General features: G+C 59.3%; 10 protein-coding genes and 4 tRNA genes. 3 read left to right on the plus strand and 11 right to left on the minus strand.

From position 1 onward, the window contains the following. Positions 1-21 precede the first annotated feature (21 nt). The 7 genes from AB4N47_RS14895 to AB4N47_RS14925 all read right to left on the minus strand — a co-directional run bounded on the left by AB4N47_RS14895 (position 22) and on the right by AB4N47_RS14925 (position 8,145). Positions 22-432 carry a hypothetical protein gene (locus tag AB4N47_RS14895; RefSeq protein ID WP_309475210.1) on the minus strand — a complete coding sequence of 137 codons (411 nt, stop codon included), beginning with the start codon at positions 430-432 and terminating at the stop codon, positions 22-24. 14 nt (positions 433-446) lie between these two features. Beyond that, positions 447-5,210: an RHS repeat-associated core domain-containing protein gene (locus tag AB4N47_RS14900; protein WP_460154265.1), complete on the minus strand. Its 4,764-nt coding sequence runs from the start codon at positions 5,208-5,210 to the stop codon at positions 447-449. A gap of 239 nt (positions 5,211-5,449) precedes the next feature. Next, entirely contained in the window at positions 5,450-5,857 is a 408-nt protein-coding gene (locus AB4N47_RS14905; protein WP_341638831.1) for an SEL1-like repeat protein, read from the minus strand. After that, positions 5,858-6,229, minus strand: a complete 372-nt coding sequence (locus AB4N47_RS14910; RefSeq protein WP_003223109.1) for a hypothetical protein — start codon at positions 6,227-6,229, stop codon at positions 5,858-5,860. Continuing rightward, a complete protein-coding gene (locus AB4N47_RS14915; protein ID WP_016773735.1) occupies positions 6,226-6,567 on the minus strand; it encodes a helix-turn-helix domain-containing protein in 342 nt (113 codons plus the stop codon). The genes AB4N47_RS14910 and AB4N47_RS14915 overlap by 4 nt, the downstream gene beginning before the upstream one ends. Positions 6,568-6,679: 112 nt before the next feature. Next, on the minus strand, positions 6,680-7,135 hold the full coding sequence (locus AB4N47_RS14920; RefSeq protein WP_016773733.1) for a YkvA family protein: 456 nt from the start codon (positions 7,133-7,135) through the stop codon (positions 6,680-6,682). 293 nt (positions 7,136-7,428) lie between these two features. Next, a complete protein-coding gene (locus AB4N47_RS14925) occupies positions 7,429-8,145 on the minus strand; it encodes an FKBP-type peptidyl-prolyl cis-trans isomerase (protein WP_016773732.1) in 717 nt (238 codons plus the stop codon). Between the two features lie 269 nt (positions 8,146-8,414). Between AB4N47_RS14925 and AB4N47_RS14930 the strand changes: the two genes are divergently transcribed. Together AB4N47_RS14930 and AB4N47_RS14935 are read left to right on the plus strand one after the other, a co-directional pair. Beyond that, on the plus strand, positions 8,415-10,226 hold the full coding sequence (locus tag AB4N47_RS14930) for a di-heme-cytochrome C peroxidase (RefSeq protein ID WP_341638830.1): 1,812 nt from the start codon (positions 8,415-8,417) through the stop codon (positions 10,224-10,226). Further along, positions 10,223-11,392, plus strand: coding sequence for a catalase family protein (locus AB4N47_RS14935; protein ID WP_400558053.1), 1,170 nt, complete (start codon positions 10,223-10,225; stop codon positions 11,390-11,392). The genes AB4N47_RS14930 and AB4N47_RS14935 overlap by 4 nt, the downstream gene beginning before the upstream one ends. Before the next feature lie 89 nt (positions 11,393-11,481). Here the strand turns inward: AB4N47_RS14935 and AB4N47_RS14940 are convergent. The 4 genes from AB4N47_RS14940 to AB4N47_RS14955 form a co-directional block, all read right to left on the minus strand. After that, positions 11,482-11,558 (minus strand) — tRNA-Asp (locus AB4N47_RS14940). Between the two features lie 19 nt (positions 11,559-11,577). Then, positions 11,578-11,653, minus strand: a tRNA-Val gene (locus AB4N47_RS14945). A gap of 190 nt (positions 11,654-11,843) precedes the next feature. Further along, positions 11,844-11,920: transfer RNA gene (locus tag AB4N47_RS14950), tRNA-Asp, on the minus strand. Positions 11,921-11,939: 19 nt separating this feature from the next. Then, a tRNA-Val gene (locus AB4N47_RS14955) sits at positions 11,940-12,015 on the minus strand. A 159-nt stretch (positions 12,016-12,174) separates the two neighbouring features. On the opposite strand from AB4N47_RS14955, the gene rdgC reads away from it, so the two are divergent. Further along, on the plus strand, positions 12,175-13,095 hold the full coding sequence (gene rdgC / locus AB4N47_RS14960) for a recombination-associated protein RdgC (protein ID WP_024012190.1): 921 nt from the start codon (positions 12,175-12,177) through the stop codon (positions 13,093-13,095). The last annotated feature ends 11 nt before the right edge of the window (positions 13,096-13,106 follow it).

Raw genomic sequence — 13,106 nt, forward strand, 5'->3', positions numbered from 1 at the left:
AAACGACGAGACAACTCAACGTCACCATTGACTCTGATCCTCAAGGCTCGCCCGAACCAGATCATCCTTCCACGACTCACTCGCGATCTCGAATACATGTTCAAAAAAACCACGAGCATCCATTATTTCCGTCTCATCCCATGCCAGTGTTCTGGGATCTTCATAGTCGCTCTCAAATTCTTTAGAAAAATCAAAATCAGCATCATGCAAATGGCTTTCAAGAAGTTTGAAAATCACAAACCTATGGCGATAGGTTAAATAATCAAAATCGGGAATAATGAAGTCATTAATTATTTTTTTTTGGTCTTCATAACTATTAGGATTGTAAATCCACAACGCCTCACCAAGCGTTTCTTCTCGATCGTAGATCGATATTCCACCCAAAACATGAGAGAGTTTTGGCTCATATGGAAAGTTTGTGAATGGCTGCATCAACATAATTCCACCTATCTCGGAAAGCCAGTAAACGGCCGCTTAACATCTCGTTTATCAAATTTTACTTCCGCCCCATCCAAGCTTTCTACGTAACGAGGATTACTTGGATTTCTTTCATTGGGCTTGTACCCACGACCCGCTCCTGGCAGTTTCATCCTAACAATAGGGTTTCCGTCTGCATCATATCCTGTCGGCTCAGGTATTTTTTTATGCATTCTGGATAAAGCGAAATGCAACGCTCTAAATTGCATCATCCAACTACTGAATTGCGAACTCGGGCCCACTGGGCCTCTAACGCCTTTTTTTGTTGGATGTGAGCCGTCTATTGATCTTTGCTTTAAAGCTGAATCATCGATCTCTGGGCCATGTTTTTCTACTGAGTGCATTCTGTATTGTCTGTTCCAAGCTAATACCCGGCGCTTAGCTTCAGCTTCATTTTGCGGTCCATCTTTGCCAACATCCGGAACGGTCGGTAACCCTTGATTTACATTCGGCCTGTTAGCTAGAGTCGGTGCTTGGCACCTCTCGGGCCTATTAGTTTTCGGCGGCGGGCAGTTCGACGTCAACCCCAACGGATCCACCCACCCCGTCGGATTCGGCACGTACTGGTACTGATTCAACCCGCCCGCGAGCTTCACCGGGTCCGGCGTGAGATACCTTCCCAATCTCGGGTCGTAATACCGATGGCGGTTGTAATGCAGGCCACTCTCAACGTCGAAATACTGCCCCTGAAAGCGCAGCGGTTGATCCAGGTAGTCTTCGCCGGCCAAGGTGACGGCGGCGACTTTGCCGTAGGCGTCGTATTGCGCGGACCAGACGATTTCGCCGCTGTAGTCGGTGAGTTCCTGTGGGGTGCCGAGGTGGTCGAGTTGGTAGTAGAACGGGCAGGCCTTTTTCGGGCCTTTGCCGTCGAGCATCGCGAGTGGGCGGAAGGTGCCGGGTTCGTAAAGGAAGCTGCGGTATTGCGTGGCGCTGCTTTCGGCGACGAGGTGTTCGCCTTGCCAGAAGAATTCGGTGACGCCGCCGTCGACGGTTTTGCGGATACGGCGGCCGAAGGCGTCGTATTGATAAGTGGCGGTCTGGCCGTCGGGGCGGGTCAGGCCGATCAGGCGGTGCTGGCAGTCGTAGCGGTATTCGGTGACCAGGGTCTGGCCGTGGCCTCGGCGTTCGCGGATCAGGTTGCCGAAGGCGTCGTAGTCGTAATGGCGGTCGCCCTGCATCAGCAGGCGATTGCCTTTGATCTGCGCAGGGCCCGGCCGGTCCTGCATCAGCAGGTTGCCGGCCGGGTCGTGGGCGAAGGATTCGGGCAGTTCGTCGCGCGAGTGGCGTACGCGGATCAACCGGTCGAGGGCGTCGTAGCCGTAAGTGCGCTGGCCGTGGCGGCTGTCGGCGATGTGCTCCAGATTGCCGTTGGCGCTGTAGGCATAATCGCGGCGGTACAGCGAGGCGTGGCGATGGCCTACAGCGTGGGCAAGCAAACGGCCCTGATCGTCGTAGGAATATTCGCTGAGCAGCAGACCTTGCTGGCGTTGCTGTTCGCGACCGCAGTGGTAGACGTGGCGCGTGAGCGGCGTGCCGTTGAGGTCGATGGCGCTCAGCGCACCGCCCTTGGCATAGTGATAGTCCAGCTTGCTGTTGTCCGGCAGGCGCAGGCGTTTGAGCTGACCACAGGCGTCATAGGCGTAGCGCAAGGTGCCCCAGCCCTGATGCTCGGTGATCAGCCGATCCTGACGGTCGTACTCGAAGGCCAGCGGATGGTTCTGGCCGTCATCAACGGCAACCAAGCGGCCGAGGCGGTCGTAGTCGTAGCGGATCTTGGCGCCATCGGGCAGGGTCTTGACCAGCAAACGCCCGGCCTTGTCGCGCTCATAGTGGGTGACCAGACTGGGGCCGAAATCCCCAAACTCGGTCTTCTCCAGCAGGTGCCCGTTGAGGTCGTAGACGTAAGCCGTACGCCGCCCATCAAACCCGGTTTCCTGTCGGATCAATCCGGTCGGCGTGTAATCCAGTCGGTACTTTTCTCCGGACTCGTTTTCGATCTCGGTGAGCAACAGCCGCGCATGGTCATAGCGATACTGCACGCGGGTGCCGTCAGGATTGATCCGCCGCGAGACCAGGTGCAGATCATCGTCATATTCATAGCGGGTGATGCGCCCGAGTTCATCGCGTTCGGCGGTGATCTGGCCGTAGGCGCCATAGCTGTAGGCGCGCGTGCTGCCCGTAGGAGAAGTCGTCAGGATCAGTCGGCCGGCCGCGTCCCACTGCTGACGACTGACAACACCAAATTCGTCCTGAGTGGTAATCCGCCGTCCCAGCGCGTCGTAGGAAAAGCGCCGCACGCCGCCATCGGGCAGAGTTTCTTCGATGAGCTGGCCGAGCTCGTTCCACACCCAGCGGTGGCGGCTGCTGTCCGGATAACGCAGCGACAGCAACTGCCCGCGCAGGTTGTAGTAGTAATGGGTGACCTGGCCGTCGGGATCGACCGCTTCGGTGACGGCGCCTTCAGCGTTGCGCCGGTAGATCCACACCGCATCACCACGGCAACGCTTGTAGAGAAAACCGTTGCGGTACTCGTAGGACGTTGGTGCATCGTCCGGCGGAATCAGCGCGATCAGCCGTCCGACTTCGTCGTAGCGATATTCGGTGACCGCGCCCAACGCATCCTGCTCGGCGATCAAGCGCCCCTGCTGGTCATAGGCCTTGAGCTGCTCGCCACCATCGGCCGCAACCTGGCGCACCAGCCGCGCGCGCTCGTCGTGGACGTAGACCTCTTCGGTGCCGTCGACGTAATGCACGGTCACGCTGGCGTCGTCATCGTTCCAGACGTAACGGGTGTTCATCTGCGAGAACGACGCCCAGTGCCGCACGCAGCGGGCGGCTTTGCCCTCGCGCTGCCACTCCCAGAAGAAGCTCGCGCCGCCGGTCAACTGGCGCTGGAGGATGACGTGGTGGTCGTCGTAGTCGTAGCGCTCGCTGTCGCCGACCGCGTTGGTCGCGACCAGCAGGCGTTGCCGGGCATCGAAACTGTAGGTGGCGAGGTTTTGCTCGGTGGTCCACTCGCCTTGGACGAACACCTGATAATCGACCGCCACCAGTTGCGCGCGGTCATAGCGCAACAGCAGCGCGCGCCCGGCGCCGTTGTCCAGACGCTGAATGCGGTCGGAGCGATCGCGTTGCAGGGTTAGACGATTGCCGTAGACATCGCTGATTGCGGTCAGCCGGCCGGCGCGAAAGTGGTAAAACCGCGCACTGTCGCCGGCCAACGCCAGAATCAGTTCTTCCGGCTCCTCGCCGAGAAAGATCGCCGCCCGCGACAGGCTGTTGTGGATCGCCGGGCGCGCGACGTTGGGCAGGGGAAAACGAGTGCGGCGGTTTTCGTGGTCGATCCAGATCACGCCATCGCCGTCGAAGGCCAGCCGATGCGCGAGCGTATGGCTCCAGCCGAACCCCAGGCCGATGTCGATCTCGACCGCGCTGCTGCGGTACAAGCGGGTGAACTCGAACGGCAGCACGCCATCGAGCACCGCGTCGGTCAGGGTCAGCAGTTCTTCGCCGGTGACCATCGACACCGGACAGCCATTGGTACAGGTTTTGGGCACGCAATCGGCGGCATCGCCGTTGGGGTTTTTTGATTGGTCGGGCGCGTCGTCGTGTGGCTCGTCCTTCTTCAACATGGCGTTGCGCTTGGCATCCCAGCGCAATTGCATCCGGCCCTTTTTCACCCCGGCGGCGATGCCCCGCGCGGCAACGGCTTTGTAGCGGTCGACGTATTCAATAAAGGCGTTGACGATGCTGAACAGCGCCTTGACCAGACGCTTGGCGACGTTGAACAGCTGCGTTGCGCGGTCAGCCAGACGCAGCGTCAGATAAGCGATCCCCGCCCCCGCTCCGACAAACGTCAGCACCACGCTGATCAAGACATCGATGATCAGTTGCACGATCATCATCGACGCCACTTCAGCAGACTTGCCGGCAACCTCGCTGGGCGGCAGCATGTCCAGCCACAGACTCGCCGACCGTAGCAGCAAGCACATCGCCGCTTCGTCACTGACCAGCAACTGCAGCTTTTCCATGAGATCCGGAGCGGTCTGTGCCAGCTCGATCAGCTCAGCCGCGCCGCTGCCTAGACGCTCGGCAAACTTGCCGGGGTCCTGGAGGATTTCCGAGAGCAGACCGAGGCTGTCCCATACCCCTTCGATGGCCGCCCAACTGCCGGCGAGCATGCCGTTGCTGGCTGCGATCGCCACCGACTGTGACCACTGCGGCTTGAAACCTTGCCACTCGCTACGCAGCCAGCGCTCAAGTTCGCCGGTCAAACCGTCGTAGGATTTGAACAGCTCGTCGACTTGACTGGAGGTGACAGCGCTGTGGACCAGAACGCGGTAGAACTTGCCCTCGTCGCCTCTGAACTCGCCCTTGCCCTGCTGATCAAGGGTGACCGGCGCGGTTTTGCCGCTATCCACGTCGACCACATCGACGGAAATGTTGCCCAGCGGGATGTCGTAGACCGATTCGAACTTGCTCTCGATTTGCATCAGCCCGCCGTGCGGGCACTGGACGACGCTGGAGGAAAATTCGTCGTCGCTGCTGCTGACCGACGTACTGCTATCGCCGAAGCGGATGATCCGCTCCATACCCACCAGCGATGGCAGGTCTGCTGCCTCGCTGATCTGGTCCACTCTGCGACTGAGCCAGTGATCGAGCTGTTTGCGGTAGAGGCTGAGCGTTTGCGGAAAGCTGTCGAGTTCCTGCTCGATGCGCGCGATGGCTTCCATCAACACACGCGAGCAAACAAGGTGGACTGAAAAACGGGCTGAAGCATGAGCGGTCCCTCGCGCAAGAAATTAGTCGCGGGAACTGTGCGGGGGATCAAAGAGGAAAGAAGTCAGGCGAGTAGGCAAAGGATGTAGGACTAATCTGCAATCCAGCATCAAGCGAAAAACGTGCAGGCAGAAACGTAAACGCGGCGTGAGGAAAACCTCACGCCGCGTTTACTTAGAAGATATACATGGAATTACTGCGTTGAATCACCAGCCTCCAGCTGTTGCAGCTTCAGCTCGGCCAACGGATGCCCGGCCTTGGCGGCCATGCTCCACCAACGAGCGGCCTCAACGGGATCCGGCGCCTTGCTCGGGGTACCGGCGAGGCTGATCACGCCAACTTGATAAGCGGCTTTACCGTCGCCGGCCAACGCCGCCAGACGCAGCAGACGCACGCCTTCTTCACGCGCGCCCAACCCGACGCCGCGAAAAGTCAGAATGTGCCCATAAAAGCTTTGAGCATCGACATCGCCGAGGTTGGCCATGCGCGCGAACTGGCCTTCAAGCCAGCGCCAGCCACGCGGCTGGCGAACGAACCACGACCAATGAAACAGCCGGCGGGCCAGCCAGTAACCGGCCCGCGCCTTGAGCCGCAGAAACACTCAGGCCTCCGCCGATTCCGGGTATTCGTATTCGAAGACCCGCACCACTTCCGACGCATGCCAGGACGCCGCCGCGACGCCATCCGACGGCCCGGAAAAACGCCCCAGACGCTCGACACATTCAAAGAACCCGGTACGTGGCAAACGACTCGCGCCCTGACTGATGACCAGCGAACTGCGCAACGGCTGCTCGGCTTTGGCGTCCAGTGCGGCCAGATGCTCCAGCGCAGCCGTCAGCGTCTGCATCGCCGGCGTCGGCAGCTGCAAACGCTCAAGCAAGGCTCGATAGGTCAGAAGATGGCGCTGACGGCGCGCCTGGTCCAGTTCCCCCAGCAATCCGTCCCAATGTTGACGGCTGATGCGTACGCTCACGATTCGTCCCTCCAACCCGGCACCGTCAGTTCCCAGGCCAGGCTGCGGCGAATCGCGGCGTCGGGCTGACGCTCACCACTTTCGATCATGGCCAGGTAAGACGGGCTGATGCCTACCGTGCGGGCCAGCGCCTCGATGGCGATGCCCTTCCCTTCGCGCAAACTGCGTAATTGATCCAGACCCGGAAGAATCGGCTCCGGCGAGGTGGCGAGCGGCGCTGCTGGCTGCGGCGCCGGTGTTGCGTTGATCCCTGCTGCTTTCAGTAAAGCCTGATATTGAGCCCACGGCAGAACCGCGTATTCGGGTTCGCCATCGCGTGCAATTATCTGAATATCCATGACTACCCCGTAGGACAACACCACTTAGCGAGTCGGCACTTTTCCCTAGAAGTGTAATCCTAACAGCGGCTAAGGTCGCGAGTGGTATCTATCTGTAGGCAGACTTGGTCAGTCAGGGTTTTTTCGGGCCTTGCAGCTGCAATTGTTCAGGGGTATCAGGGAGGCGTTCAACCACCGCCAGCTTTTCGGGCTGCTGGCGTTTGCGCCACAGGCGAAAGGCGTTGAGCTCGTCATCGAGGGTTTTCATCAGCCAGGCGAGGACAGCGATGTCATCGAGCATGCCGAACATGGGAATGAAATCCGGAATGGCATCGACCGGGCTGAGGAAATACATCAGGCCCGCCACCACCGAAATCAGCGACTTGGCACTGATCGCGCGATACTCGCCACGCCAGTAGGCCAGGCATAACGACTGCAGCAAGCGCAGATCATCCTTGAGTTTGCCCAAGCGATTGCCTTGCGCGGCGCCTTTGCTGGCCACGGCAAACAACAGGGTCGGCAGGCGTCCACGGGCCAGCAGGCGACCGGCCAACGGCAGGAATCGAGCGAAATTCCACGGAGCTTTCATCTATTCTTCCCGTTGAAATGTTATCCACACAAATTGTGGATAACCTTGTGAACAGAGCTGCATTTCAGCGCTGAGAGCCCCGTTTCATAAGGGCTGCGCTCAGATCGGGCGTTTTTTACTCACATAAAAAAGCCCAATATTTCATTGACTTGGCAGCTCAGGGCGTCTAGCGCGGGCAGCCTCAAAGCTATGACTGTGTTGAACGGCGTCAGTTCGCTCTGTTTACCTTTCCTGACCTGCAGATGCAACAACGCCCCGCATAAGCGAGGCGTTGTTGGCGATGCCGTTGCGTGTTACTTGGCAGCGGCGTCTTCTTTGGCTGGATCCTTGATGGCCAGCAGTTCCAGGTCGAAAACCAGAACCGAGTTGGCCGGGATTGCCGGGCTTGGCGACTGAGCGCCGTAAGCCAGATCGCTAGGGATGTACAGTTTGTACTTCTCGCCAACGTGCATCAGTTGCAGACCTTCAACCCAACCCGGGATCACGCCACTGACTGGCAGATCGATCGGGCTGCCGCGCTCGACGGAGCTGTCGAACACGGTGCCGTTGGTCAGCTTGCCGGTGTAGTGAACAGTGACGACGTCGGTCGGCTTAGGCTGTGGGCCATCGGCTTTCTTCACTACTTCGTACTGCAGGCCCGAAGCGGTGGTGGTGACACCGGCCTTCTTGCCGTTTTCTTCGAGGAATTTCTTGCCGGCGGCTGCCGACTCTTCACTCATCTTGGCCATACGCTCTTCAGCACGCTTTTGCAGCGAGGCGAAGGCTTCGACCAGTTCTTCATCTTTCAGCTTCTGTTCTTTCTTGCCAACGGCATCTTCGATGCCCTGAGCTACCGCTTTGGAGTCCAGATCATCCATGCCTTCCTGGGCAAGGCTTTTGCCCATGTTCAGGCCGATGCCGTAGGAAGCTTTTTGCGCCGGGGTTTTCAGCTCTACGCTGGTCTGCGAGTCACAACCCGCGAGTACCAGGCTAACCAGGGCTACCGCCGCCGCCAACCGATGCTGTTTCATGCTATTTCCTTGTTCATGCGCCGAATGGGCAATCGAGTAAAGCCGCGAGCTTATCAGGCCGCCACGACCAATGGCTACCGGCATGAGAGCAGGAATCTTCCGATAAGTTCAGGGATTAAAACGCATTTGGGCAACGGCTGGATGAAGCTTCTGTCATTCACGGACGACAAGGCTCGTCGGCTCCTGACTCAGTATCTGGCGTAATGGCCACTTGCCCAGCCAGCGGCGCTCAGGCATAACAGCGCAACAATTCGACAAGGATGTTCAACTTGCGCCTCTTATCCCGCATTCTCGCTCTGCTGATCATGCTGGCGGTAATCGCCCTCGCGGTGATCGTCTATTACGTCGCCAACCCGAAATTGCCCTTCTACACCCCGCCCCAGCAGGTGCGTTACCTGGATCAATGGAGCGAAGAGCAACGCCAGACCTACTACTTCACGCCGCAGGGCACGCAAGTCAAAGGCCTGCGTTACGAGTGGTTCCAGGCATTGGAATTGCCCTTCTCCAAGCAGCGCTTCGCCTCCCCCGAATATCTCGCCCGTTTCGGCTTCCTGGTCGACCCGCAGCAGAAAGCTAGCGCGAACAACCCCGGCAACCTCCCCGTCGGTTTTGCCCGGCACCAGAATCCCGGCGACGCCTCCGAGCACTATCTGGACATCACCTGCGCCGCTTGCCACACCGGCGAGTTGCGCTTCAAAGGCCAGGCCGTGCGTATCGATGGCGGCAGCGCACAACACGTGTTGCCTTCCAGCGTTCCTACACTGCGCGGCGGCAGTTTCGGACAGGCCCTGGCCGCCAGTCTCGCCTCGACTTACTACGACCCATGGAAGTTTGAGCGCTTCGCCCGCCAGGTGCTCGGAGATGATTACGAAGCGCGCCGCGAACAATTGCGCAGCGAGTTCAAGACCTCGCTGAACACCTTCGTCAAAGTGGCCTGGAACGACACTCATCGCGGCCTGTACCCGACCGAGGAAGGCCCGGGGCGCACCGATGCGTTCGGCCGGATTGCCAACGCTACGTTTGGCGATGCGATTTCCCCTGCCAACTACCGCGTGGCCGATGCCCCGGTGGATTACCCGCAGCTGTGGGACATGTGGACGTTTGACTGGGTGCAGTGGAACGGCTCGGCTCAACAGCCAATGGCGCGCAATATCGGCGAAGCGCTCGGCGTCGGTGCCACGCTGAATTTCTTCGACGCCAATGGCCAGCCGCTGCAAGGCGCTGAGCGCTACCCCTCCAGCGTGCGCGTGCGCGATCTGCACGCTATCGAAGAAACCTTGCAGCAGCTGAAGCCGCCGACCTGGCCGGAAGATCTGTTCGGTGCGATCGACAAGCCGCTGGCCGCCAGAGGCCGCGCGCTGTTCGCGGAAAACTGCGCCGGCTGCCATGTCCCGCGCCAATCGCAGGAAGGCGAACGCTGGGTGCAGCACTTGCACATGCTTCCCGTGGAGGTGATCGGCACCGATCCGAACGCCGCCAACAACATTGCCAGTCACCGTTTCGACCTGAGCGCGCTGCAATGGGATGTCAAAGAGCTGGAAAAGATGGACGTCAAACTGCATCCCGAACCCAAGGAGCCGCTTGATCTGAGCCAATTGTCGGTGGCCAAGGGCCTGGCTTACGTCACCGCATTCGTGGAAGACCGTGCCTATCGCGACGCGCAGATCACGCCGGAAGAAAAACCGCGCATGGATGGTTTCGGCCTGCCGATCGGCGTGCGCGAGAAAGTCGCTTACAAGGCCCGACCGCTGGCTGGCGTGTGGGCGACTGCGCCGTTTCTGCACAACGGTTCGGTGCCGAGCATCTATCAGTTGCTGTCACCGCAGGACGAGCGTGCGACGACCTTCTACAAAGGCACGCTCGAATACGATCCGCGCCACCTCGGCTATCGCACCGAGCCTTTCACCAACGGTTTTCTGTTCGACACGCGCATCAGCGGCAACCGCAACAGCGGCCACGAATTCCGCGCCGGCGCTCGCGGTAACGGGGTGATCGGCCGCCTCCTGCAACCCGAGGAGCGCTGGGCGTTGCTCGAATACCTGAAAGTACTGGGCGGACCACTGGAGGCGCAGTTGCCATGATCATGCCGACATTCAAAAAAGAACTGCCGCCACTCGCGCGTTTCTGGCTCTGGCTGGGGCGTTTGCTCGGCAAGACGCTGCTGGTGCTGCTGATCATCGGCCTGCTCGGCTGGGCCATCGCCACCGCGTGGTTTGCCTGGCAGCATCGCGGGCCGGTATCTGCACAGGAACAGATTCCAGCGGGCGAAGCGGCGATGACCCAGGACATCATTCAAACCGCAGTGCGCATCGTCGACCAGCACCGCGAACCCACGCGTTATCTGCGCGATGCCCACGCCAAGGCGCATGGCTGCGTGAAGGCGCAAGTGCAGGTGTTACCGGAACTGGCGCAATCGCTGCGACGGGGTGTGTTCAGCGAGCCGGGCAAGACCTGGCAGGCGCTGATCCGGTTGTCCAACGGCAATGCCTATCCACAGTTCGACAGCATTCGCGACGCGCGCGGAATGGCGATCAAGTTGCTTGAGGTTCCTGGCGCACAACTGCTCGGCAATCGCCAGGACCAGCATGAACAGGATTTCGTGATGTTCAGCCATCCGAATTTCTTTGTCAGCAATGTCGCAGAGTATCGTCAGAATGTGGCGGCGCAGGCTGACGGCAAGAAGGTCATGGCGTTTTTTCCGACATGGGATCCGCGCACCTGGCAGGTCCGTCATCTATTCATCGCGCTGGCTACGCTGTCAGCGCCGCCGGACAGTCCGACCGAGACCACATATTTCTCGGTATCGCCCTACAAGTTCGGTGAGGCCAATGCGAAATTCCGCGTCGTGCCGGATCCGGAGCGTTGCCCCGCGTATACGCTGCCCAAACAGAATCACGACCTGCCGAATTTTCTGCGCAGCGCACTGAATCAGCAGTTGTCGACGGATCGGGTGCCGGCGTGCTTCGCCTTGCAGATCCAGCGCCAGGACGCGAACAAGTACATGCCGATCGAGGACACCAGCATTGAGTGGCGTGAGCAGGATGCACCGTTTGAAACGGTGGCGCGGATCACTCTGCCTGCGCAGGACTTCGATACGCCGGCGCTGAATCTGCAATGCGACAACCTGTCGTTCAATCCGTGGTTCGGCATCGAGGCGCATCGGCCGATTGGTGGGATCAATCGCTTGCGCAGGGCGGTGTATGAGGCAGTGAGCGATTATCGGCATGCCCGCAATGCGGCGCAGTAGCGCGGCGATTTCATAAATCGCAGACAGCAAAAAGCCCGCACAAGGCGGGCTTTTTGTGGTGTCTGGCGTTCAGTTCCAGATACCGAATATGGCGCAGCGGACGGGACTCGAACCCGCGACCCCCGGCGTGACAGGCCGGTATTCTAACCGACTGAACTACCGCTGCGCGAAACGCTTGAAACGAATGGTGGGTGATGACGGGATCGAACCGCCGACATTCTGCTTGTAAGGCAGACGCTCTCCCAGCTGAGCTAATCACCCTTCGCTTCGTTACGGGGCGCATTATGCCACAAGTTTTCGTAATGTGTTGATTTAATTGAATATTTTTCAAAAAAATCTGAAAACCAGTGAAACGATACATCCCGCGAGTAGAACCTTGAGACAGAAAAAAACCCGCTTCAGCGGGTTTTTCCATGGCGACCTGGCGTTCAGTGGTCCAAGTTACCGAATATGGCGCAGCGGACGGGACTCGAACCCGCGACCCCCGGCGTGACAGGCCGGTATTCTAACCGACTGAACTACCGCTGCGCTAAACACTTGAAACGAATGGTGGGTGATGACGGGATCGAACCGCCGACATTCTGCTTGTAAGGCAGACGCTCTCCCAGCTGAGCTAATCACCCTTCGCTTCGGTGTGGCGCGCATTCTACGGAGCACCCCAACCTCTGGCAAGCACTTTTTTAAATAATTTTCCGAGGCCTTCCAAAGGCTTAGAGAAGGGTTGGCCTATGCCCCGGCGAAGACAATAATGCCCCCCTTTGTATAAAGGAGTGACTCGCCCCATGTGGTTCAAGAACCTGCTGATCTATCGCCTGACCCAAGACCTGCCTGTCGACGCCGAGGCGCTGGAAACTGCACTGGCGACCAAACTGGCGCGGCCGTGTGCAAGCCAGGAGCTGACCACTTACGGTTTCGTTGCGCCGTTCGGCAAGGGCGAAGATGCGCCGCTGGTACACGTCAGCGGCGATTTCCTGCTGATCTCTGCGCGCAAGGAAGAACGTATCCTGCCGGGCAGCGTCGTGCGTGACGCGGTCAAGGAAAAGGTAGAAGAGATCGAAGCCGAGCAGATGCGCAAGGTCTATAAGAAGGAACGCGACCAGATCAAGGATGAGATCATCCAGGCGTTTCTGCCGCGCGCGTTCATTCGTCGTTCGTCGACCTTCGCCGCGATCGCGCCGAAACAGGGCCTGATCCTGGTCAACTCGGCCAGCCCGAAACGCGCCGAAGACCTGCTGTCGACCCTGCGCGAAGTGATCGGCACCCTGCCCGTGCGTCCGCTGACAGTGAAAATGGCACCGACTGCGGTGATGACCGAGTGGGTCACCACGCAGAAAGCCGCCGACGATTTCTATGTGCTGGACGAGTGCGAACTGCGCGACACCCACGAAGACGGCGGCATCGTCCGTTGCAAGCGTCAGGACCTGACCAGCGAGGAAATCCAGCTGCACCTGAGCACCGGCAAAGTCGTTACTCAGCTGTCGCTGGCCTGGCAGGACAAACTGTCGTTCATGCTCGACGACAAGATGACCGTCAAACGCCTGAAATTCGAGGATCTGTTGCAGGATCAGGCGGAACAGGACGGTGGCGACGAAGCCCTGGGCCAACTGGATGCCAGTTTCACCCTGATGATGCTGACCTTCGGCGACTTCCTGCCGGCACTGGTTGAAGCGTTGGGTGGGGAAGAGATGCCGCAGGGGATCTGACCCGTTATTCG

It is taken from the genome of Pseudomonas sp. S3_G06, assembly GCF_054667565.1.

Coding starts and splice junctions, on each gene's coding strand:
- AB4N47_RS14895 (WP_309475210.1), bottom strand. CDS start 432: ATGCAGCCATTCACAAACTTTCCATATGAGCCAAAACTCTCTCATGTT.
- AB4N47_RS14900 (WP_460154265.1), bottom strand. CDS start 5,210: ATGGAAGCCATCGCGCGCATCGAGCAGGAACTCGACAGCTTTCCGCAA.
- AB4N47_RS14915 (WP_016773735.1), bottom strand. CDS start 6,567: ATGGATATTCAGATAATTGCACGCGATGGCGAACCCGAATACGCGGTT.
- AB4N47_RS14920 (WP_016773733.1), bottom strand. CDS start 7,135: ATGAAAGCTCCGTGGAATTTCGCTCGATTCCTGCCGTTGGCCGGTCGC.
- AB4N47_RS14925 (WP_016773732.1), bottom strand. CDS start 8,145: ATGAAACAGCATCGGTTGGCGGCGGCGGTAGCCCTGGTTAGCCTGGTA.
- AB4N47_RS14935 (WP_400558053.1), top strand. CDS start 10,223: ATGATCATGCCGACATTCAAAAAAGAACTGCCGCCACTCGCGCGTTTC.
- rdgC (WP_024012190.1), top strand. CDS start 12,175: ATGTGGTTCAAGAACCTGCTGATCTATCGCCTGACCCAAGACCTGCCT.